General features: G+C 52.2%; 27 protein-coding genes. 24 read left to right on the forward strand and 3 right to left on the reverse strand.

The window, feature by feature from the left end; genetic code table 11:
• The first annotated feature begins 11 nt into the window (after nucleotides 1-11).
• A complete protein-coding gene (locus tag ACERJC_RS23760) occupies nucleotides 12-218 on the forward strand; it encodes a hypothetical protein (protein ID WP_000364824.1) in 207 nt (68 codons plus the stop codon).
• Here ACERJC_RS23760 and ACERJC_RS23765 read toward each other — a convergent pair.
• The 3 genes from ACERJC_RS23765 to ACERJC_RS23775 are packed head-to-tail and all read right to left on the reverse strand — an operon-like array spanning nucleotide 192 to nucleotide 3,345.
• Entirely contained in the window at nucleotides 192-515 is a 324-nt protein-coding gene (locus tag ACERJC_RS23765) for an Ogr/Delta-like zinc finger protein (RefSeq protein WP_032084290.1), read from the reverse strand. The genes ACERJC_RS23760 and ACERJC_RS23765 overlap by 27 nt on opposite strands.
• Nucleotides 512-1,573 (reverse strand): phage portal protein, encoded by a 1,062-nt coding sequence (locus ACERJC_RS23770; protein ID WP_000038357.1) that lies wholly within the window; start codon nucleotides 1,571-1,573, stop codon nucleotides 512-514. The genes ACERJC_RS23765 and ACERJC_RS23770 overlap by 4 nt, the downstream gene beginning before the upstream one ends.
• On the reverse strand, nucleotides 1,570-3,345 hold the full coding sequence (locus tag ACERJC_RS23775; RefSeq protein ID WP_200118530.1) for a terminase large subunit domain-containing protein: 1,776 nt from the start codon (nucleotides 3,343-3,345) through the stop codon (nucleotides 1,570-1,572). The genes ACERJC_RS23770 and ACERJC_RS23775 overlap by 4 nt, the downstream gene beginning before the upstream one ends.
• Nucleotides 3,346-3,506: 161 nt before the next feature.
• On the opposite strand from ACERJC_RS23775, the gene ACERJC_RS23780 reads away from it, so the two are divergent.
• From ACERJC_RS23780 to ACERJC_RS23890, 23 genes are all read left to right on the forward strand, one after another.
• Nucleotides 3,507-4,310: a GPO family capsid scaffolding protein gene (locus ACERJC_RS23780; RefSeq protein ID WP_137595086.1), complete on the forward strand. Its 804-nt coding sequence runs from the start codon at nucleotides 3,507-3,509 to the stop codon at nucleotides 4,308-4,310.
• Nucleotides 4,311-4,372: 62 nt separating this feature from the next.
• Nucleotides 4,373-5,395, forward strand: coding sequence for a phage major capsid protein, P2 family (locus ACERJC_RS23785; protein WP_373672617.1), 1,023 nt, complete (start codon nucleotides 4,373-4,375; stop codon nucleotides 5,393-5,395).
• A 3-nt stretch (nucleotides 5,396-5,398) separates the two neighbouring features.
• Complete coding sequence (gene gpM, locus ACERJC_RS23790) at nucleotides 5,399-6,100, forward strand: phage terminase small subunit (protein ID WP_373672618.1); 702 nt, start codon at nucleotides 5,399-5,401, stop codon at nucleotides 6,098-6,100.
• Nucleotides 6,101-6,196: 96 nt separating this feature from the next.
• Complete coding sequence (locus ACERJC_RS23795) at nucleotides 6,197-6,649, forward strand: head completion/stabilization protein (RefSeq protein ID WP_171855047.1); 453 nt, start codon at nucleotides 6,197-6,199, stop codon at nucleotides 6,647-6,649.
• Nucleotides 6,646-7,152 carry a phage tail protein gene (locus ACERJC_RS23800; RefSeq protein WP_373672619.1) on the forward strand — a complete coding sequence of 169 codons (507 nt, stop codon included), beginning with the start codon at nucleotides 6,646-6,648 and terminating at the stop codon, nucleotides 7,150-7,152. The genes ACERJC_RS23795 and ACERJC_RS23800 overlap by 4 nt, the downstream gene beginning before the upstream one ends.
• The gene (locus tag ACERJC_RS23805) at nucleotides 7,149-7,856 is read left to right on the forward strand and encodes a hypothetical protein (RefSeq protein WP_373672620.1); all 708 of its coding nucleotides are present in this window, start codon (nucleotides 7,149-7,151) and stop codon (nucleotides 7,854-7,856) included. The genes ACERJC_RS23800 and ACERJC_RS23805 overlap by 4 nt, the downstream gene beginning before the upstream one ends.
• Nucleotides 7,853-8,980, forward strand: coding sequence for a DUF2586 domain-containing protein (locus ACERJC_RS23810; RefSeq protein ID WP_373672621.1), 1,128 nt, complete (start codon nucleotides 7,853-7,855; stop codon nucleotides 8,978-8,980). Before ACERJC_RS23805 ends, ACERJC_RS23810 begins: the two co-directional genes overlap by 4 nt.
• Complete coding sequence (locus tag ACERJC_RS23815; RefSeq protein ID WP_097480470.1) at nucleotides 8,977-9,432, forward strand: phage protein; 456 nt, start codon at nucleotides 8,977-8,979, stop codon at nucleotides 9,430-9,432. The genes ACERJC_RS23810 and ACERJC_RS23815 overlap by 4 nt, the downstream gene beginning before the upstream one ends.
• Nucleotides 9,433-9,441: 9 nt before the next feature.
• A complete protein-coding gene (locus ACERJC_RS23820; protein ID WP_001155239.1) occupies nucleotides 9,442-9,744 on the forward strand; it encodes a phage holin family protein in 303 nt (100 codons plus the stop codon).
• Nucleotides 9,731-10,072 (forward strand): M15 family metallopeptidase, encoded by a 342-nt coding sequence (locus ACERJC_RS23825; RefSeq protein ID WP_000175563.1) that lies wholly within the window; start codon nucleotides 9,731-9,733, stop codon nucleotides 10,070-10,072. The genes ACERJC_RS23820 and ACERJC_RS23825 overlap by 14 nt, the downstream gene beginning before the upstream one ends.
• On the forward strand, nucleotides 10,072-10,410 hold the full coding sequence (locus ACERJC_RS23830; RefSeq protein ID WP_000094478.1) for a hypothetical protein: 339 nt from the start codon (nucleotides 10,072-10,074) through the stop codon (nucleotides 10,408-10,410). Before ACERJC_RS23825 ends, ACERJC_RS23830 begins: the two co-directional genes overlap by 1 nt.
• Nucleotides 10,382-10,570, forward strand: a complete 189-nt coding sequence (locus ACERJC_RS23835; protein ID WP_001270302.1) for a hypothetical protein — start codon at nucleotides 10,382-10,384, stop codon at nucleotides 10,568-10,570. Before ACERJC_RS23830 ends, ACERJC_RS23835 begins: the two co-directional genes overlap by 29 nt.
• Complete coding sequence (locus ACERJC_RS23840; protein WP_000435058.1) at nucleotides 10,557-10,814, forward strand: putative phage tail assembly chaperone; 258 nt, start codon at nucleotides 10,557-10,559, stop codon at nucleotides 10,812-10,814. The genes ACERJC_RS23835 and ACERJC_RS23840 overlap by 14 nt, the downstream gene beginning before the upstream one ends.
• 47 nt (nucleotides 10,815-10,861) lie before the next feature.
• Entirely contained in the window at nucleotides 10,862-11,005 is a 144-nt protein-coding gene (locus tag ACERJC_RS23845; protein WP_370922079.1) for a DUF6890 family protein, read from the forward strand.
• Complete coding sequence (locus ACERJC_RS23850; protein WP_373672622.1) at nucleotides 11,002-12,969, forward strand: phage tail tape measure protein; 1,968 nt, start codon at nucleotides 11,002-11,004, stop codon at nucleotides 12,967-12,969. The genes ACERJC_RS23845 and ACERJC_RS23850 overlap by 4 nt, the downstream gene beginning before the upstream one ends.
• Nucleotides 12,966-13,295, forward strand: a complete 330-nt coding sequence (locus ACERJC_RS23855) for a DUF2590 family protein (RefSeq protein ID WP_001286237.1) — start codon at nucleotides 12,966-12,968, stop codon at nucleotides 13,293-13,295. Before ACERJC_RS23850 ends, ACERJC_RS23855 begins: the two co-directional genes overlap by 4 nt.
• Entirely contained in the window at nucleotides 13,292-14,476 is a 1,185-nt protein-coding gene (locus ACERJC_RS23860; protein ID WP_373672623.1) for a baseplate J/gp47 family protein, read from the forward strand. Before ACERJC_RS23855 ends, ACERJC_RS23860 begins: the two co-directional genes overlap by 4 nt.
• On the forward strand, nucleotides 14,469-15,056 hold the full coding sequence (locus tag ACERJC_RS23865; RefSeq protein ID WP_373672624.1) for a hypothetical protein: 588 nt from the start codon (nucleotides 14,469-14,471) through the stop codon (nucleotides 15,054-15,056). The genes ACERJC_RS23860 and ACERJC_RS23865 overlap by 8 nt, the downstream gene beginning before the upstream one ends.
• Before the next feature lie 10 nt (nucleotides 15,057-15,066).
• The gene (locus ACERJC_RS23870) at nucleotides 15,067-16,647 is read left to right on the forward strand and encodes a phage tail-collar fiber domain-containing protein (protein WP_373672625.1); all 1,581 of its coding nucleotides are present in this window, start codon (nucleotides 15,067-15,069) and stop codon (nucleotides 16,645-16,647) included.
• Nucleotides 16,647-17,234, forward strand: a complete 588-nt coding sequence (locus tag ACERJC_RS23875) for a tail fiber assembly protein (RefSeq protein ID WP_373672626.1) — start codon at nucleotides 16,647-16,649, stop codon at nucleotides 17,232-17,234. Before ACERJC_RS23870 ends, ACERJC_RS23875 begins: the two co-directional genes overlap by 1 nt.
• Nucleotides 17,224-17,949 (forward strand): hypothetical protein, encoded by a 726-nt coding sequence (locus ACERJC_RS23880; RefSeq protein WP_373672627.1) that lies wholly within the window; start codon nucleotides 17,224-17,226, stop codon nucleotides 17,947-17,949. Before ACERJC_RS23875 ends, ACERJC_RS23880 begins: the two co-directional genes overlap by 11 nt.
• Nucleotides 17,921-18,466 (forward strand): baseplate complex protein, encoded by a 546-nt coding sequence (locus tag ACERJC_RS23885; protein WP_373672628.1) that lies wholly within the window; start codon nucleotides 17,921-17,923, stop codon nucleotides 18,464-18,466. Before ACERJC_RS23880 ends, ACERJC_RS23885 begins: the two co-directional genes overlap by 29 nt.
• Complete coding sequence (locus tag ACERJC_RS23890; protein ID WP_373672629.1) at nucleotides 18,466-20,169, forward strand: hypothetical protein; 1,704 nt, start codon at nucleotides 18,466-18,468, stop codon at nucleotides 20,167-20,169. The genes ACERJC_RS23885 and ACERJC_RS23890 overlap by 1 nt, the downstream gene beginning before the upstream one ends.
• Nucleotides 20,170-20,606: the final 437 nt, after the last annotated feature.

Below are 20,606 nucleotides of genomic sequence, written 5' to 3' on the forward strand. Positions count from 1 at the left end.
GTGGGGGCTAAATGGATCTTTTGGAGGCGTCGGCACAGCTGGAACGCATTGAGTTATTGGCCAAAATTGCCCATGTTTACGAAAGTAACCAGAGAGAAAAAACAATCGCTTTGGCCTGGATTGGAGAGCTTGCGGGAGAGGTTCGCGAAATGGTTAAAAAGGAAGGGCAACGCCCCCAGAATGGGGGCATTTCAGGCGGCGGGAGTCGCTTTCAGTAGGTCTAATGCCATCTGGCGCTGATCGGGTGAAAGTGCATTCAGTATTTTTTGCACCATCGCATCACCCGTTTTAGCGCTGGGGCTGAGAGTGTGGGAGAACGTCAGATTCATAACAAACGTGTGGCCACACTCAACATCTGAACAGGCGCAGTAAATATCCGCAATTTGCCGGTGCTTCCTGTTCGTTTTACGAATAACAGCCTTTGAGCCGCATTCCGGGCATTCGATTTTCAGAACTCGCATATTCCATGCTCCAGCTGTTAAATGATGCCTGGATTTTAGCCTGTTTCGCCTCATGCCGCACCCTTATCCGTTGATTCTGTGTAACTTAAATCAAAGTTAAGGTGTAGCCTTTCCGGTATTTCGGGATCATTGTTAACGGCCAGCATAAAACGGCGCTGGATGGGGGCAATTTCGCTTTTCTTGTAAATGCGTTCAGCCTTTTCAACATCCCCCAGTCCGGCAGTGTTCTGCGGGACAATACCTGCGAGGCCAGCAGGGAAACGGTGAGCGTTCAGAATGTCCTGGGCGCTGATGTTCTTGATGTTGGCAAATTCATCCTTTGCGGAAATATCCCCCATTTCAATGAATTTGATGGCGTCACCGTCTCCACCGGGAATGTTTACAAGGATGGTGGAGAAGTTACCGATCCCTTTGCTGTCACGCAGTTGCTGTTCAATTTCTTCCTCCATTTCGTCCGTCATGCTGGGATCGCGGGTATAAAGAATACCGCCTGTGTGCGCACCGTTGTGGTAATAACGGCGTCGGAAAATGACCGCTTCACTGTTAAGTAACGCGGAATGCACACCGCCGATGTAGTCCGGCAGTCCGTAGATATGCTGTTGCGGGTCATACATTTTGATGAAGATAATATCTTCTTCTGGCCATACCTGCGGTTCCCCTTCCTGTAACACCACGTAGTCACCAGGCTTATCCAGCGCGTTATCTCTGACTTTGCGGCGGCGAATATACAGACCGGGCAAGGGTTCAAGTGCGATCACGTCACCCCAGCCGTTACGAATTTTGGCAATCGCAATATCCCCAAAGGTTATATAGTCAAACGCTGCCGCTTCCAGCTGGTCGTGAATAAGCCCGCCCCCCTGGTAGTCTGAAACAATCATGTTTTTACGGGCGTGAATGATGCCGCCGTGCTGACCGTTAAGATTAATCAGTTGCGCGAGTGCCAGCCGGTCAATCGGCTGGGTGAAGTGATCGGCGGCATTGTCGTACCAGATATCACGGTAATCTGTGCCGGTAGTCAGAACCGGTTCAGGTTTGCCGAATGTGATAATGCTCATCTTTTTTGATTTGTCGCCGCGCTGGTCGCGCTTAACAAAGCGTTTCTTTTTACTCATGCTGCCTCTTTCCTTACACCCCAGCGGGATTTAGGTTTGTTTTCATAGTTAAGGGGTTCGTTATGCAGACCGTGGGTAATCGCCCAGAACGCCTCCGCGTGGCCGGTATCCTGGCTGCGGTCAGCGACAAACGTCATGGCGTTGCCGCTTTGTGTAGTGGTTCGGCGCACAGACATAAAGCTGGCGGCGATCTCTTTCAGGTTTTTATCCCACTCAATACGCTGGCTTTCCACCACGTCCACCGCTTTCAGTACCAGCTTATTTTTGGTGTTCAGGTCGTAACGAATAGGGACGGCCACGCGCATGGCAAAATGCTGAATGTTGTCAAAAACACCCTGGCCAATGCCGGTAACGTCCACACCCAGATAAGTGAAGTTGTATTTTTTGAACAACTGCTCGATCTGTTTTGCTTGGTACCGGAAGTTCATGCCTTTCCAGTAAATCACCTTCAGAACGCGGAACTTCTCCACGGCGAGCATCGGTGGGGCGATGATGACAAAACAGGACAAATCCCCGCTGCGAGCCGGGTCAAAGCCGCCCCACACTGGCCTGTCACCGAATGGCCGCGCTGCATCTGGGTTGTGATCCTGCCAGGTGTCGATTTCAACGCCGCAGGCTTCCAGGTCGGAAAAGCTGAAAACGGAATCTTTACTGTCAACGAACACGCACATATAGAGCATGTTAAAAGTGGCGTCGTTGTAGCGGTTGCGCAGTTTCTCGATGTTCGCCAGGTTGAAACCGCCCGCAATGGCATCTTCCATCGTAATGACGTAGCGCCATTGCCCATCCGGGCAGAGTCGCCCGCCGTCACGCATTTCGTTAAAGGACGGAAACTTAATGGTCGCACGTTTTTTACTGCCCTGTTTCCACTCATCGCCCGTCCAGAACGGGTACGCCTGGTGCGTTTTTGCTGATGGCGTTGAAAAATAGGTGGTACGCCACTTGTCATGTGTGGCCATTGCACTGGCCACTTCGTTAAGTTTTGCAAAGTTTGGCACCCAGAAATATTCGTCACAGTACAGGTGGCCACTGTAGGACTGGGCGGTGTTTTTGTTGGTGGAGAGAAAACGCAGTTCTGCGCCGTTGCTTAAGCGGATCGGGTTGCCGGTCAGCGTAATACCGAAATACTGCTCTGCAATATTCACGATGTAAGACCGGAATACTTCAGCCTGAGCCTTTGACGCTGACAGAAAGATTTGCGGATCGCCGGTCATCACCGCGTTTTCAAACGCTTCAAACGCGAAATACCAGGTCGCACCGATCTGGCGGCTTTTCAGGATGTTCCTGACAAGCTGGCCAATGTTATTGCGCAGGTGTTTCTGATATTCAAAAAGATGTTCCTCAGCCCATGCGTCAAAGTCCTCCTGCGTCAGCAAGGTAATATCGTTTTTCTTGTACTTCCGTTTGCTGCGCGGTTCGTCGTCATTGTTGTCCCGCGCAGCTGCTTGCCCGGAACTCTGACCGCTGGCCATTTTCTCTTTGTGTTTATTACTCTGCGCACGCAGTTTCGTGGCATGAGCAATGAGCATGTCCATTTCTTTCAGGTCGAGATCGGTTTTGTTATCGCGGCTGGCCAGTAGCTGGTAACGGCGTTCAATCGCTTCCTCTGTGCTTTCAAAACTGAGCAAATCCGCCCAGCTGTATTTCTCCGCCCAGTAGTAAACGATCCGCGCATTCGGCAGATTTAATTCAGATGCGATTTCCTTTGGCGTATAGCGGCGCAGATAAAGTGCGCGAACAACACCTTTTAATTCTTCAGAGTATTTAGCCATGCGGATAATTATGCCGTGGCTGTGATGAAAAAACGGTGGTGTTAATTCGTGTCTGTTCGGTAAAGCGTTATAACCGAACTGTTCAGAATAAAGCGTAATGCGGTGGCGGTTTTATTTGGCAATAATTGATATGCAGCGTCAGGGAGTGGAACAGGGGGGATATGTCACATTTAAAAACTGACTGGCTGTGTGTTGCTACTGAAGGGGATACCGTTGACGGCAGGGTAATTAAACGGCAGTGGATCATTGATATGGGGGAAACCTATGACTATAGCCACTATGTCGCTTTAATCTGGCCAGAACATGAGGATGATTGCGGGAATTTTGGTGAAGTGCTGGAAGCCACCTGGAATGATGGTGAAGATGGACTGGCACGGTTATATGTCAGCCTTTGCCCGAATATGCGTCTGATTTTCGCAAATCATGAAGATCAGCTTTTGTTCTTCTCCATTGAGCCGGAAGAAAACTGGCGCGGTAGCGGGCGTACTTACCTGAAAGGGCTGGCGGTAACAGATACACCTGCCAGCGTTGGCACCACACGGCTGCGCTTTAGTAGTCGGCGCAATAAATTAACAAAGCAGGGATATTACAGTTGTGTAATTTCCCGTGACGGAAAAATTAAACAGGAAGCAAGAATGAAGAACTGGCAGAAACTGTTTGGTATTAAGCCAAAGTTTGAAGATGAAACGCCGCAGGATAATCCTGCCCCGGATGAAGATAAATTACAGGCGCTTGCCAATGTGGTGAACGATCTGGAAGCGCGAGTGGCGAAAATTGAAACTCAACTGAATGACGTTCAGGGGGATGTTGACACAATCGCTGAAGTGGTGGATACGCAGGAATTCGCGGCAATTCGCGATAATGCAAAAGAAATCGTAACCCGCTTTAACGATCTGGGTAATAAAAACACCCGTACACCGGGGCGTACTATTAAAGATAAAGCTGGGAAATTTAATTTCCTGTAATTCGCTTTATTGCTGATTAGTCCAGAACATATTTTTAAATCGCTTAATTGCGAGGGAGTTTTATGCACCTTAATAATCGTGCGCGGGATTTACTGGATAAATATTCGGCGGGGATGGCGCAGCAGTTTGGTGCGCGTGATACCAGTCGATATTTTTCCCTGAATGACCCGCAGGAAAATGCGCTGCGTCTTGCGCTGCTGGAGTCCGTCGAGTTCCTGAACATGATCACCTGTCTGGATGTTGACCAGCTGAGTGGCCAGGTGATCTCTGTCGGTTCCTCTGTGCTGCATACCGGCCGCAGCGAAAATGGCCGTTTCATTCGTCAGGTAGGCGTTGATGGTAATGACTATTCCCTGGTTGAAACAGACAGTTGTGCCGCGTTGCGCTGGGATCTGCTTTCTGTCTGGGCAAACGCCGGTAAGGACGAAAACGAGTTTTACAACCTGGTGCAGGCATTCACCACGCAGGCTTTTGCACTGGATATGTTGCGCATTGGTTTTAACGGTAAAAGTCGCGCGAAAACCACTGATCCGGAAACTAACCCGAACGGCGAGGATGTGAACGTTGGCTGGCATGAGCGTATGAAAACGCTGCTGGGCGGCAATCAGATTATGACGGATGCCGTGGTGCTTGATGAGGCCGGGGATTACAAATCACTGGATGCAATGGCGTCCGATCTGATTAACGCCAAAATCCCGGCACAGTTCCGTAATGACCCGCGTCTGGTTGTCCTGGTTGGTGCCGATCTGGTCGCTGCTGAACAATACCGACTGTATCAGGCAGCAGACCGTCCGACTGAAAAAATCGCGGCGCAGATGCTGGGAAGTACCATTGCTGGCCGTCCGGCTATTATCCCGCCGTTTATGCCGGGTAAACGCATGGTGGTTACGCCGCTTTCTAACCTGCAGATCTACACCCAGCGCAATACCCGTATGCGTAAGGCGGAGTTTGTTGAAGATCGTAAGCAGTTCGAAAACAAATACCTGCGCAATGAAGGTTACGCGGTGGAAGTGCCGGAGCTGTATGCGGCCATTGATGAATCCGCAGTGACGATCGGCAAAGTCTCCGAACCGGTGGAGGGCTGATAAATGGCACTTTCCCCCGCGCAGCGTCACAGCCAGCGCATTGCGATGGAACAAAAGCTGAAACGCAGCCAGGCACTGGAAACCACGGAAAGTATGCACCTGCTGATCAGGGCGCTGGAAACGGATGTGGAACATGTTCGAAGTCTGCCTACCATCGCCGATCGCGTCGGGTATAAACGCGATGTGCTGTTGCCGCGCTGGGTTCCCACTGTGGAAGCCTATCTGGAGAGTGGCCAGGTGTATGCAAATCCGGTTTTCGCCTGGTGTGTTATCTGGCTGTTTGACGTGGGCGATCTGGATAAGGCGCTGGACTGGGCTGACATTGCTATCAGCCAGCAGCAGGCAACCCCGGATCGGTTACGCAGCAATTTTCCCACTTTCGTGGCGGATACGATGCTGGTATGGGCGCAGGAAACCGCAGGGCGCGGGGAAAGTGTTGAGCCTTATTTCACCCGTACGTTTGAGCGGGTGGCAAACACCTGGCGACTGCATGAGCAGGTGACAGCCAAATGGTTCAAGTTTGCCGGTCAGGAGTTACTACGCAATGACGATGGCCAGAAAACGGCGGCGGGCGTGGATGATATTGAAACGCTGGAAAAGGCCGATCAGTTGCTGGCTGTTGCAGAAAAACACTACTCAAAAATTGGCGTCAGAACGGCACGGCAGACAATTGCCGCCCGTATCCGAAAACTGACACAAGGGTAAAGACTACCGCAAGCCAGGCGGACGCGGTGGAGGGCAGAGCATCTTGTGTGTAATTGCGCCGTGGAAACCGGACAGTCCGCCTTTTTCGGGGGATTTATGTTTAGCGGAAAGCCGCTGGATTATCAGGATGAACCGCTGACCAATAACGGATTCTGGCCAGACCTGAATCTGAAGGATTTTCAGGCGCAGCGGTCACTACCGCCAGATATTGACGCTGACACCATCAGCCAGGCGCTACTTGCGGCAGTGGCGGAGGTGAATGCGGAGCTGGAAAACGTGGAGGCCAGCTGGAAAGCGAAAGGCCATACGCTGGCGGCAGAGGTGCCGGGCGTAAAAATGGGCGGACTGAACAGTCTGTGTGCCCAGTACATGAAGGCCGTTTTTGCCAGGGCAAAAGCGGATCTGCTGGGTGAGTTCGCCACCATCGGGCGGCGTGATACCCATCCGGGACAGGAAAGCATGGAAACCCGCGCCGGGTTACTGGCTGAAGCGTCGGTGGTTATCCGCCGTATGAAAGGGCTGAAACGGGCAACGGTGAAAAAAGTATGAGTCAGACGCAGATCCAGAGCCTGCACGCATTTTTTAAAGAGAACGCCCCGCCCCGTGCGATGCAGTCATTTGACAGTGTGCTGGATGAGATGAAGTTCATTCCTGCGGCGAAGGATTACGGGCTGGGACAATATCGCCAGGCGGTGATCCGATATGACGCGGTTCTGAGCTGGGAGCGTTTTCCGTATCGCCTGTGTCCGCCACAGCTGCTTATGTCCTTACTGGCGGCGTGGCTGGATGATGCCGACAGGGAACTACTGGATGAAGTGGGGCTGAGTGAAGCCGAACCGGACTGGGATGTGTCGGTGGAGGATGAGGAAACGGCCACTATCGTGCTGACTGTTCCGATGGTGGAAGAACTGGTGATCAGGCAGGACGAAAACGGGGCTATTCCGTGGCGGGGTAAGCGCTGGTCGCTGGTTGAGCCTGAAATCTGGACGGCACTGACCGCCAGTATTTACAGCGTGGATGAGGCCGGTGCGCCGGTGGGGGATAGGGAATGATTGCCGGTGGCGAGCTGAATAAAAAACAGCTGGCCGAATTGCGCAAGGCACTGGCCAGCATGGAGCTGCCGCCTAGAAAACGGCAGCGTCTGATCTGGCGTCTGGCCAAATATGGCGTGATTGCTGCGGCAAAACGGCATGTGCGCAATCAGGAATCCCCGGATGGCCAGAAGTGGCCGGGACGTAAGACAAAACGCAAAGGGAAGATGCTGCGCAACCTGCCAAAGCTGCTGCATATCCGTGAAATGCCAGAAATTCAGGCTGTGCGGATCTATTTACAGGGCGGCGGATACCGGAACGGGGAAACTCCGGTACCAGCCGGAACGGTGGGTTACGCGCAACAAAACGGAATGCGCGTAAAGGTCAGCCGCAGTAATCAGCCACGGAAGGCAGAGGCCGGGAAAATGGCGACGCCTGCCCAGGCCAAAAAATTACGGGCGCTGGGGTACCGGGTGAAAACCGGTAAGCGATGGAAAAAGCCCACACTGGGCGAAATCACCAAAGCGATGCCATACAGCCAGGCGGGGCTGCTGATTCGAAAACTCAGCGGTAAAGCCGTGAAAACCAGCTGGACAGTGGATCTTCCTGCCCGTGTGTTTCTGGGCATGAATGATGATGAATTTGACAAGGCGCTGGCGCGTCAGCTTCAGGCCATCGGCTTTGGCTGGGACGTTAAAGCGCAGGATATTAAGGGGAAAGCATGACCTGGCCAATTGTGACCGTAAACCAGGTAAATCAGCTGCTGGGTGAAACCAATGAGGTGGAACGCACACTGCTGTTTATCGGTACGGGTACCAAAAATGTGGGGAAAACGCTGGCGGTGAATGCCCAGAGTGATTTTGATTCACTGCTGGGCGAGGAAGCCAGCCCGCTGAAAAATGATGTTCTGGCTGCGCTGGCGAACGCTGGCCAGAACTGGTGGGGGTTCATTCACGTCCTGCCAGCTGATGCGGAGGCAGATGCCTGGGTGAAAGCGGTTCTGGCCGCGCAGGTGGTGTGCTCTGTGGAAGGCGTGGTGCTGTCTGACGATGTGACCGCTAAAGCGCAGGTAAATCAGGCCGTGACGTTACGATCCACCCTGATTTCAAAGTATGGCCGCTGGGTGTGGTTCATTCTGGCCGCGCAGGGAATGCAGGACGAAGAAGCCCAGGCGGATTATCTGGTACGCATGGCCACCCTTCAGGATGGCATTGCAGAAAAAGCGGTGCAGCTTGTTCCCCGTCTGTGGGGAAATGAACCGGGTGTGCTGGCTGGTCGCCTGTGTAGCCGTGCGGTAACCATTGCTGACAGTCCGGCGCGGGTTAAAACCGGTGCTCTGATGAATCTGGGCAGTGATGAAATGCCGGTTGATGGTACCGGAGAAGTGCTGGAACTGGCCACACTTCAGGCGCTTGAAGCACAGCGTTTCAGTGTGCCGATGTGGTACCCGGATTATGACGGTTTTTACTGGGCAGATGGCCGCACGCTGGATGTTGAGGGCGGCGATTATCAGTCGATTGAAACCCTGCGCGTTGCGGATAAAGCTGCCCGCCGTGTTCGTCTGCTGGCTATCAGCAAAATCGCGGATCGCTCGCTGAACAGCACGCCGGGAAGTATCGCCGCACATCAGACACTGTTCGCCCGTCCACTGCGTGAAATGTCCACTGCGGCCAGCATTAACGGTGTGCCATTTCCGGGAGAGGTGAAGCCGCCGCAGGATGGTGATGTGGCCATTGTCTGGAAGAACAAAAAGGCGGTGGATATTTACATTGTGGTGCGCACCTGGGAAGTGCCGCTGCAAATCACCATCAGTCTGTTACTGGATGCGAGTCTGGAGGCCACAGCATGACCAAACGTATTTCGGGTATGTCGTTTGACACCTATATGGACGGCGATCTGATCCATATCGAGAAAATCACGCTCGATATTACGGATAACAGCGCTGCCGCCCAGACGCGTGGCGTCCCTGACGGGTATGTGGACGGCGATGTTGCCGCTGAGGGGGAGATTGAAGTCAGTTCAAAAACACTTCAGATGCTGACAGCCAAAGCCCGTGCAGCGGGTTCATGGCGTGGGCTTCCTCCACTTGATTTTCTTTTCTATGCCAAAGCCAGTAGCGAAGAAATGAAGGTGGAGACGTTCGGCAATAAATTGCAGGTCAGCAACCTGCTGGATATTGATCCGAAAGGTGGCGGTGTGACCACGCACAAAATCAAATATTTCGTGACCAGTCCGAAATTCGTCAACATCAACGGTGTGCCGTATCTGGAAGCGGAAGCCACAGAAAACCTGATCGGATAAGGGGCAGGGATGCAGGAGCATGAAAAGAGCCTTTATTCACTGCTGATCATAGGCGCACTGATTGCCATCGGCAATGTGCTGACCAGTAATGACCCCATCACGCCGCGCCTGTTTGCTGGTCGCGTGATCCTGGGCAGTCTGGTTTCAGTGGTGGCCGGGGCGGTGCTGATTCAGATCCCGGATGCCAGCCCGCTGGCGATTCAGGGGCTGGGGGCGGCGCTGGGGATTGCCGGTTATCAGGCGGTGGAAGTGTGGCTGCGCAGGCGTGCAGCGGGAAAGCAGAACGGGAGCAAGACAAATGACCCTGAGTGAAAAACAGCAATTATTCACAGTCATGGTGGCCAGTCTGATCCACTGGGCAGAAGAACATGGCTACAGACTGACGTTCGGTGAGGCTTACCGTACACCAGAACAGGCCGCGCTGAATGCGAAGAAAGGCAGCGGCATTTCTAACAGTCTGCACACCCAGCGGCTGGCGGTGGATTTCAATCTGTTCGTGAACGGTCAGTACAAAACCCGCACAGAAGATTATCTGCCACTGGGGGAATACTGGGAATCACTGGGTGGTGCCTGGGGCGGACGCTTCAAATCCAGACCGGATGGTAATCATTTCAGTCTGGAACATAACGGGGTGCGCTGATGAGCAGCGGGCAGTGGCTGGTTGTGGTGGCGCTGGCGTTTGTCTGGGGCTGGCTGACCGCTGACTGGCGGCGTGACAGCTTAGAGCTGGCAATCAATACAGCGGCGCAGGTGGCCGGTAATGAATCGCGAAAAGCAATGCAGGGTATTGCCAGTGATTCGGCCAGAGCGCTGGAAGATAAACTGGAGGCGTTAAAAAATGTGGCACCGCGAGAGATACGCACGGAAATACTTAAGCCCGTTTTTACCAATCGTTGCCTGTCTGATGAGTTTGTCAGCATGTACAACAGCGCCGCAGCCGGTACCGAACGTGCGTTATCAGGAAAACCTGAAAACTAAATGCACCACGCAGCTGCCGCGCCTGAACGGTACGACAGGAAAAGACGCAGCGGAATTACTGACAATTTATCCTGAAATTTATGGGCAATGTGCTGCGCGTCATAATCAGTTAGTGGACGAAATTAATTTAAGAGAGAGTATGAGTGATGGAACAAATTAAACTGTGTGTTTGTGGCGTTGATATTGTTTTTGAGCCAAATCAGACCGCCTACAACAAATTTATTAATGAAATGGCGATGGATAATAAAGTCGCCCCGGCACATAACTATCTGACGCGAATTGTGGCAACGGAAAGTAAAGAAGCACTGGCAGAAGTATTAAAACGTCCGGGTGCAGCGCTTCAACTGGTTGGCAAAGTAAATGATATTTATGCGCCTGAACTGGAAATTGAAGTAAAAAACTGACAAAGCGAGTCCATGAAATTGAAAGGAATGGACTCGAACAATATTTAATTCTCCGCCGTCATTATTTACCGCATGGACAGGATTCCGTTGATGATATCGCCGCCGCTATCTGGCTGGACAATCGTCACTGGGAATATACCGGAATAGCCGTGGCCAATGGTGTGGCAAAAGCATTTAAAGGCACTGAATGAAACAATTAGATTTTACATTGAGCCTGATTGATAAATTATCCCGCCCGTTAAAACAGGTGCAGGGTAACGTCACCGGCTTTGCGGAAAAATCAAAAGCGGCCTTTATGCAGATTGGCGGCGGCGCGGTGGCGCTGGCAGGTATCGGGATGGCGATCAAGGGCGCGTTATCACCGGCGATTGAAATGTATGACGCGCTGAATGATGCCGCCGCAAAAGGGATTGATGATTCCGCGCTTAAGACAGTTCAGCGTGATGCCCTGCGCTTCAGTACAACCTATGGTGCCAGCGCGGTGGAGTTCGTTAAATCCACGGAAAATATTAACGCTTCCATTGCCGGACTGACGGGTAATGAACTGCCGAAGGTGACGAAAATCGCCAATACCCTGGCTTTTGCGCTCAAGTCCACAGCGGCGGACACGGCGGAATTTATGGGGCAGATGTTCGGTAACTTTTCCGCCGATGCCGCCAGACTGGGCAAGGTTGAATTTGCCGAGCAGCTGGCGGGCAAGATGGTTTATATGCGCAAAACCTTTGGCACAGAAATGGCCACTATCAAGGATTTGATGGAAGGTGCGCGTGGCGTTGGGACTAACTACGGTGTGGGGCTGGATGAACAGCTGGCCGTTCTGGGGCAACTTCAGCGGACACTGGGAACGGAAGCCAGCAGCGCCTATGAAGGGTTTATGACCGGCGCGATTGATGGCGCTAAAAAGCTGGGGCTGTCCTTTACTGACTCCACCGGCAAAATGCTGTCCATGCCTGAAATGCTGATCAAGTTGCAGGGCAAATATGGCAAAAGCCTTGAAGGGAACCTGAAAGCCCAGGCGGAGCTGGATGCAGCCTTTGGTGACAGTTCGGCAGTGGTTAAACATCTTTACGGCAATGTCGCGTTACTTCAGCGGAACATCACCGAACTGGGCGGCGCGGACGGTCTGAAGCGTACCCAGGAAATGGCACAAAAAATGGTTAAGCCGTGGGATCGCTTTGTGCAAATCCTGAAAGCCATTCAGACCGTGATCGGGCTGACGCTGATCCCGGTGCTGTATCCGGTTCTGAATCGCCTGGCGGATATGGGGCAGACCTTTGCCCGCTGGATGCAGTTATTTCCTAACATTGCCCGTGTGATTGGTTATGCGTCGATGGCACTACTGAGCTTTGCCGCCGTGGGTGCGGTGGCCAATATCGTGATGGGAGTGTCCAGGTTCATCATGATGGGATTGCGCGGGATCTGGGTGGCGTTAACGGCGGTTACGAAAATCTACACGGCCACTGTCTGGCTGGCGCAAATGGCGGTAATCGCCTGGAATACCACGCTGAAGTTTTTGCGCGGTGCGTTACTGGCGGTACGCATGGCCGCAATAATGGCCGGAATTGGTATCAACCTGATGAGCTGGCCGATCCTGCTTGTGATTGGTGCCATTGCGCTGCTGGTTGCCGGTTGTTATCTGCTGGTTAAGCACTGGGACACAATAAAAGCAGCGGTGATGAATACCGGAGCCTTCCAGACATGTGCCGCCGTGGTGAAATGGCTGGCGGGGATCTTTGCTTCAGCCTGGCAATATATCAGTGAAGGATGGAACAGCTTTATTTCTTTGCTGACAGGATTTTCACCGTCTGAGGCGTTAAAGGGGATGGCCTCCGGCATTATGTCGCTGTTTGATAATGTCTGGAAGTCAATCAAAGGGGGATTTCTTAAGTCGTGGAACTGGATTGTTCAGAAACTGAATAAAATTCCCGGCGTGGATATTTCACTGGCCAGTGAAACCACGCAGCCATTAACCGGAAATACACTGTCAACGGGTGGTGATTTAAAAGGTGTGGATAAAGGTGGTATCAGCAAAACAATCAGCAGCAACAGTAAATCCGTAACCGATAACAGCCGGAAAATTGGTGAAGTGCATTTCCATACCAAAGAAGCACTTTCTCCATCCCAGCTTATGGAATGGCAGGAGCTTGGCGTATGAGTGATGTTCTTTATATCGATTTGCTGATTCAGGGCGGTGACTTTGTTCTGAATACCGGTAATGAACCTGAATTATGTAATAACCGAAAAAGTATCGGGCAGGACATTATTCATTCCATTATTGAAAGTGGGTTAGCGACGGAATTAATTGCCGAACGTAGCCCGACAATGAGAGCGGATATTTTTACCCGCATGGAATTACTGATTGAAGATGATGAACGCATTGTGCCGGGTACGGTGGAAATCAGTGAAGAAAGTCAGAAGCGGCTGTGGGTAACCGCGAGTACATACGATTTTGGCGGGATCTCTGCGCAGGTGGATTTATGACGGAAAAACCGCAGGTTGATTTTGAAGAAGTGGTGAAGGACAGCGGTATGCCGGTAACGGAAGCCGAAGTGCGGGAACGCTTCAATGCGATTGCAGCGGATGAGGGAATTATCACCAATACATCCCGAATGTCACCATTCTGGCGATTAATCACCGCCATTGTGACCGCCCCGGTGATGTGGCTTAAAGACGTTCTGGTGTTAACCGTGCTGGCCAATATGTTTGTGGCCACAGCCAGCGGGAGCATGTTGCGTCTGCTGGCCTGGGCGGTGAACGTCACGGCAAAACCGGCGAGCGCTGCACAGGGGGTGATCCGCTTCTTCAAAGAAGATGCAAAGGCCGTTGTGACGGTGAAAGCCGGGACGGTTATCCAGACCGAACGCATTAACGGGCGAGTTTATGAGCTGGCCACCACTGAGGATGTGGTGATCGCTTCCGGTGCGGCCAGCGCATTACTGCCGGTGAAAGCCACCGGCACCGGAGGCGCGTATAACCTTGCGCCCGGATATTACCGCATTCTGCCGGTGGCGGTCAGTGGTATCAACCATGTGGCCAGTGAGGAAAACTGGCTGACCGTGCCGGGGGCTGACGAGGAAAGTGATGATGAACTGCGCGAGCGTTGCCGCAATCAGTTCAATCTGGTGGGGAATTACCACACTGATGCGGTTTATCGCTCAATGATCGCCAGTGTTGCCGGGTTGAGTATCGATCGGATTTTCTTTGAGCATGAAGCACCGAGGGGTCCAGGAACAGCCAACGCCTTTTTATTACTGGACAGTGGGGTGGCATCAGCGCCGTTCGTGGATGCAGTGAATGACTATATCAACACGCTGGGGCACCACGGGCATGGTGATGATATGCAGTGTTACCCCATGCCGGAAACGCTTCACGATCTGGCCGTCACGGTTTATGTCAAAAATCTGAACAACTTCAGTGACGAAGAAGTGAAAACGCTGAAGGGCGGCATTGAAAACATGATCCGCTGTGCCTTTCGTGAAAATGCTGATTATGACGTCAGAAAGACGTGGCCATATTCACGGTTTTCATTTTCGCAACTGGGGCGGGAAATTCATAAAACCTTTGCGCAGACGGAATCACTGACATTTTCGCTGGGAGACATTACCAGTGAACTGAGCGTGCCGCGTCTGAAATCACTGACGGTGAATATTGAGAATGAATGAATTCATGAAAAAGCTGGCCGGGATGGTCTTGCCTTCCTGGATGAATAAAGGTGAACCAGGGAAATTGCTGAAAGCGGCGCGGCGGTTCTGGGCTGAGGTTTACGGCTGGGTTACCTGGCCAATGAACCAGTTTGATCCGCTGACGTGTACACCGGCATTACTGAATCTGCTGGCTTATGACCGGGATATCACCCGCTTTGATGGCGAACCGTTGACCCTGTTCCGCAAACGCGTGGCTTTTGCCTTCGTGAATGCGCGGGATGCCGGTTCAGTAGAGGGGTTTATCAATATCTTTGAACGGCTGGGAATTGGTTATGTGGAGCTGTTAGAACGGCAACCGGATATCGACTGGGATGTAATTCTTGTTCGGGTGACAGACAGCCAGATTGCAGACAACACGCAACTGATGATCCAGATAATCCGTCAGTACGGGCGAACATGCCGCCGCTATCAGTTTGAGGTGATCACATCGGAAAAACTGGCCATCAGAGCCGGATGGGATCAGGGGGAATATGTGGTTTATCCGGCGATGTTAGCAGGGACGGAAGCCCGCAGCGCAACATTCAGCGCGAGCTTGTAAGGAGTTTTTTATGTCACAGACAGCCATCACACTGGCATTTGAAAACTGGAAAGCGCAACAGGGCGCTACGGGTGAACCGGTACTACTGGACGAATTTGTTTTTGCCAGTGTGCCGGATTTAAACCCGGATACACCTGTTGACCGCAATGAAGCGTTGCCTCCGACAGCACAGATTGTTCACCGGCAGGCTGTTACCCGCACGGGTGTGGTGAATGAAAACGGAGTGGTTTATTCCGTAGTGCTGGGCGCTGATGTGGGTGATTTCAGTTTTAACTGGATCGGTCTGCTCAATAAGGCCAGCGGTACGCTGGCAATGATTGTCCATGCACCATCACAGCAGAAACTGAAAACAAAAGAAGGGCAACAGGGAAACGTGCTGACCCGCTCGTTTCTGATGGAGTACAACGGCGCACAGACGGAAACCGGGATTAATACGCCTGCTGAAACCTGGCAGATTGATTTCACCGCGCGTATGGCCGGAATGGATGAGCGCCAGCGCCTGGAAAATATGGATATTTATGGCGCGGCGGCGTTTTTTGGTGACGGGTATCTGGTAGCCAAAACCGGCAATCAGTTTTTTGTCACGAAAGGCACAGGTTATGTGGCTGGACTTCGCGCGTCACTGGCTGCGAACCAGAATATTACGGTGACGACAAAGCCGGTAAAAGTCTGGCTGGATGTGTGCTGGACAGGGACGCTGACCAGTGTCTGGAATGTGCAGAGCAAAATCACGGTGGCTGCAAATCTTGCTGATTACGTTCAGAACGGAGTTCAGCATTATGTGTTTGCTGTGGCCAGCATTGATGTGGATGGCAACATCACGGATTTACGGCCAAAAGGTAGCCTGGGAGAACAGCAGGCCAGCAGCGATTTTTTGCGTAAGGATGCAAATCTTTCTGATGTTAACGACAAGGTAAAGGCAAGAAAGAGCCTTGATCTGGGTGAACTGGCTATTTTAAGTCGAAGTGATGTTCTGCCGGTTGGTGTGCCGCTTCCGTGGTCAACAGATATCCCACCGGCAGGGTGGGCAATTATGCAGGGACAATCTTTTGATAAGGCTGCATATCCTTTACTGGCTATCGCGTATCCATCGGGCGTAATTCCTGATGCGCGTGGGCAGACTATCAAAGGGAAACCAGACGGTCGCACAGTTCTTTCCTATGAAGATGATGGCAATAAATCCCATGCTCACACTGCCAGTGCATCCAGTACCGATCTGGGAACGAAATCAACATCATCCTTTGACTATGGTACTAAAACGGCGAGTACGTTTGATTACGGTACAAAAACGACCAATACAACAGGAGCGCATACTCACGGAATCGTGATCGGTGTTAATGGTAGCAGCAGCGTTTATCGCATTAACCAGGCTGTTCACGCTGCTACCACAGCCACAGACAGGGTTACATCGGCAGGTGCTCATGCTCATACAGTAGGAATTGGTGCGCACAATCACACCGTAGGTATCGGCGCTCATGCTCACACCGTAGCAATAGGCGCACACAATCACACCATTACCGTCGCCGCGTCGGGTAACGCAGAAACGACCGTTAAGAATATTGCATTTAACTACATAGTGAGACTCGCATAATGACTTTTAAAATGAGTGAAACCGATCAAACAGTTACTGTTTATAACCTGCGTTCCGATACGAATGAATTTATTGGTGCGGGTGACGCTTTTATTCCTGCACATACCGGACTGCCAGCTAATTGCACCACAATAAAACCACCGGCAATAAAAGCGGGATTTGTGGCGATTTTTGATTCAGAGAAGCAAAGATGGATTTCCCGTGAGGATCATCGTGGTGAGGTTGTGTTTTATACGGAAAACGGTAATGAGCTGGAGATAACCGAGCCAGGCGCTTACCCGGAAGGGACTACCACGTCAGCACCGGCTAATGCCTGGCAAAAATGGAATGGTAAGGCGTGGGTGGATGATGCGGAGGCCATGCGAATTACATTAGTCAGCGAGGCAGACGCCGAAAAGAAAAGACTGCTTAAACAGGCCAATGATGCCATTGCCACATTGCAGGATGCCGTTGATTTCGACATGGCGACCGAAGAAGAAGCACTGCTGCTTACCGCATGGAAAAAATACCGCGTTTTACTGAATCGTATTCAACCGGAAGATGCGCCGGAAATTGTGTGGCCGGAGGTGCCTGGAAATGTGGCGTGAAGCACGTCTGGCCTTCACGGATTCTGTTGCTGCGCTGAACTGTTCGATCGTCCCTGCGCATCCGTGGATTTATGGGCTGGGACAGCAGACAGCAAACGGGGCATATCTCAGTCCGGTTAATGCTGTTCGCTATCTTGCTGAACGCCTGGCCGGAACAGGGGGGAATGTGGACGTGGTGATTATGATGGTCACCGGACAGACACAGGAAAACTTTATGGCCAGCCTGAATAACCTGGTCGGGATTTTCCCCGCCCCGGCATTCACGCAGGTCAAACGGCTGGCGCAATCCGCCGCAGCGTTGGCTATTGAAAAGATGCAGATCCCTGCGAAAACCGCCGCTGCGTTACCGGCGTCCATTCCGCTGTCTGTACCAACCAGCAGGGCAGCTTTATCTGCTGCGGCAATCAGCCAGGCACAAAAGGCGGCGGGTACCGGGTTTGATATCGAAGGGCTGAAAAAACAGCTGGGCGAGTTCACGCAGCTGCGTGACCAGCTTATCAGTGATGTGGCCAGCGGCCTGAATGATTTACAGGGGAAGAGTGCCAGAGTGTGGGTTTTTACTGCCAGCGGAGACACCGGTACCACGTTACTGGAACTGGTGAAGGACATTCCGCAGCAGTCTGCCGTTTACACCGCTGCCATGATGCTGGTTGGCGATAATCTTGATGGAATAAAGGGAATGATTCATGACTTCGATCCCGACACTGGCGCTTAATGGCGAGGCCATCCAGCTGAAAAATATGCGGGTGACCGTTTCACAGCAATTTCAGGATAAAGATCAGTCCGGCCAGACCAGTGCCACAACAAAATCAGAGCAGGGAGCAAAGGGAAAGGAACTGCGGATCAGCGGTGAAATACCTTTTAAACAGCCTGAAATACTCAAGCGTATTTTTGAGCTGGCCAGTGCTACCGATGCCAGTGGTAATCGTCAGAAGTACCGCGTGGCGCATGAAGTTGCCCGTGCTGTTAATTTTCGTGAAGCAACGTTCAGCGGGATGCTGGATGCACCCCAGCAGGACGGGAAAATGTCCTGGATGGTGACATTCACACTGGCGGAACATATCAGCGTGCAGGAAAAGCGAGAAGCCAGGGCAACAGGTAAGACGACCGCAAAAAAACAGACTGCCGGTAGTGCGGGACAGTCCGGTGGCCAGTCTGCCGGAGAAGATGAAGAAAAACTGACGTGGTTTGAACGCAAGGTGCTGAAGCCCGTCAATGATGCTTTGGGTTAATGATGAAACCAGTAAAACGCCTTTACCTTTCAACGGATGAAGTTCACCTGGTGGATGCCAGCCTGGTACTGGAGCTGAACAGCTGCGGCCGGGGCTTCATCACCGCAGAGACAACAACCGATTACACCGGAAAACTGGTGCGGCTGGATGTGGGGTATACCGATCTGCTTTTGCGGTGGTTTACGGGGTATGTGGAGCGATCGCAGCCCGCTGAAAACGGTTTTCAGCGTCTGTTCATTCGTGAGCTGGTAGGTGTGTTTGAAAGGATGTGGCCATGTTCGTTTCAACACCCGACTTTGCGTGAAATTGCGGGCTGGCTGGAAGAAAATAGCGGGATCACGGTCAGTGTGCCTGATGCACAGTACAGCGATACCCCCATCCCACATTTTACCCATAACGGTACTGGTTATCAGTTGCTGAACAATCTGGGCAGGGCGTTCAGTATCCTGGATTACATCTGGTACCAGTTGCCTGATGGTTCGCTTTACGTCGGCGGCGCAGAAAAGTCATTGTTTGCCGGTCGTCCCGTAGAAATCCCGTCAGAGTTCAGCCAGGGGGCTGCTGGCGGTAACTCTGTGACATTACCAGTGATCCAGACTATGCGGCCAGGGGTGGAGATGAACGGTGAACGCGTGACTAAAGTTCACCTGACTAATGACACGATGGCGATCACATGGACGCCGAGAAACCGCGCAACGGGTAAACCTTTACAGAAAACACCGGCGCAACGGCAGATTGAAAGCCATTACCCGGAACTGGCATCCGGGCTTCATTTGCCAAAGATGGCCAGAGTCATGGCGCATTCAGAGCCAGTAAAAAGCGGTAACTTTGCCGATCCCTTCCGTCCACGTTATGCCGTGGACGTGCAGCTGCTTGACGCAGACGGAAATCCGGACAATCAGACGCCTGTTTATTCAGCGGTGCCGCTGCCGGTACCAATGGCCGGGAATGATTCAGGTATGTTTCAGTTCCCGCCAGAAGGGACGCTGGTTGAGGTCGCATTCACAGGAGGCCGACCGGATAAACCCTTTATCAGGCAGACGCTGCCGGATGGCACCAGTCTGCCGGACGTTAAACCCGGTGAGCAATTGCAGCAGCAGCGGGAAGAAGTTTCCCAGCGGGTGACTCAGGCAGGAGACTGGGTAAGACAGACCGATCAGACCATCAGTGAAACATCGATGGTGCGAACCGTAAAAGCCGATACGGAACAGCGCGAACTGGTCAGCCGTGAAACCACGGTGAAAGCCACGGATAAAACCACGGTACTGGGAACCACCACATTGCTGGCCGGAGCCATCCAGCAGGTAAGTGCCGGTGATTATAGCCAGGCGGTGAAAGGTAACAGGCTGGCCAGTATTGAAGGAAACGAAGAAACGGACATAGCAGGACAGCAGTCCACTAAAGTGGGCGGTGCTGTAGCCGTGGAGGTTGGCGAAAGCCTGACAGAGAAAATTGCCGCACTGCGTAAATCAGTGGCCGCTGGCGGTCAGCAGGTCATGGGGGCAACTGTCCATATTGGCAGTGAGAGTATCAACGCCCTGACCATGATGTTGGATACCATTGATTTACTGGCAGAACTGGCACAGCAATGCGCGAGCCATTCGCACCCCACCGTTGGGACGCCAACTAATGCCGACGCGTTCACACAGACGGCGACGAAAGCCGGGCAGACCCGGAGCAAGTACCAGAATATAATTGCCTGACCATGACCACACGCCCGCATAATGCGGGCTTTTTTATACCCATCCTCAGACGCAGCAGAACGCGTTCTCAGCACTTAAAACAACAAATTAACCCAACGCAACACATATAAAAGATCGTGCGCATGGCGCTGCGCAGGCGCAGTGATGCACCGACAAAATAAATCTTTCGCAGACAAAAACGGCGCTACACCGCACCCGCCTGCGGTTTCTGGATCTGGAAATTTTTTCAGTTTTATTTTTCTACAAACCTGAGCGCCAGACCGCGCCATTACTGGCGGCTTTGCGGAGAACAGAAACTGAAATGATTGAAAGAAATTTCATTTTTTTTCAGTAAAAAGGATCTGTGAAGGATCGGTGTGAAATCGCAACATACAGAATATAAAGGAAAAATTATATTTTAGGCGGTGTTTGTGGATCGTTGGATAGGAAGCCTGACA

The organism is Citrobacter telavivensis, assembly GCF_041807075.1.
In the GTDB taxonomy this organism is placed as follows: domain Bacteria; phylum Pseudomonadota; class Gammaproteobacteria; order Enterobacterales; family Enterobacteriaceae; genus Citrobacter_A; species Citrobacter_A telavivensis.